Source organism: Pseudomonas sp. P5_B2 (genome assembly GCF_056400445.1).
This window is the reverse complement of sequence record NZ_JBFULH010001067.1, coordinates 1-1,049: the sequence shown is the minus strand read 5'-3', so window position 1 is coordinate 1,049 and position 1,049 is coordinate 1. Positions and strand designations below refer to the sequence as shown.

Annotated in this window: 1 pseudogene; it reads left to right on the top strand. The window is 56.6% G+C overall.

Features of this window, described 5'->3' with window-relative positions:
- Positions 1-1,049, top strand: a pseudogene (locus AC1DRJ_RS29205) (DNA-directed RNA polymerase subunit beta'); the annotation flags it as partial.

Below are 1,049 nucleotides of genomic sequence, written 5' to 3'. Positions count from 1 at the left end.
GTTCAAGCCAGGTTCCGAAGAAATCATCGTTCCTGCCGGCACACTGGTAGACGAGAAGTGGGTTGAGTTCATCGAGCTGAACAGCATCGATGAAGTGATCGTGCGTTCGCCGATCAGCTGCGAAACCCGCTACGGCATTTGCGCCAAGTGCTACGGCCGTGACCTGGCTCGTGGTCACCAGGTGAACATCGGTGAAGCGGTCGGCGTTATCGCTGCCCAGTCCATCGGTGAGCCGGGTACCCAGCTGACGATGCGTACGTTCCACATCGGTGGTGCGGCAAGCCGGACCTCCGCAGCTGACAGCGTTCAGGTGAAGAATGGCGGTACCGTCCGTCTGCATAACCTGAAGCACGTTGAGCGAGTGGATGGTTGCCTGGTTGCTGTGTCCCGTTCCGGTGAGCTGGCAATCGCTGATGACTTCGGTCGTGAGCGCGAGCGTTACAAGCTGCCGTACGGTGCTGTGATTTCGGTTAAAGAAGGTGACAAGGTCGACGCTGGCGCAATCGTGGCCAAGTGGGATCCGCACACTCACCCAATCGTTACCGAAATGAAAGGTACCGTGACCTACGTGGGCATGGAAGAAGGCATCACGATCAAGCGTCAGACTGACGAATTGACCGGTATGACCAACATTGAAGTACTCGACGCCAAAGACCGTCCAGCTGCCGGTAAAGATATCCGTCCTGCTGTGAAGATGGTTGATGACAACGGCAAGGATCTCTTGCTGCCGGGTACTGACGTAATTGCTCAGTACTTCCTGCCTGCTAACGCCTTGGTTGGTGTAGCGGATGGCGCGAAGATTGCGATCGGTGATGTTATCGCTCGTATCCCGCAAGAGACTTCGAAGACCCGTGACATCACCGGTGGTCTGCCGCGTGTTGCCGACTTGTTCGAAGCCCGTCGTCCGAAAGAAGCCTCGATTCTGGCAGAAGTCAGCGGCACCATCGCGTTCGGTAAAGAAACCAAAGGCAAGCGCCGTCTGGTTATCACACCGAACGACGGTAGCGATCCGTACGAAGAGCTGATTCCGAAGTGGCGTCACCTGAACG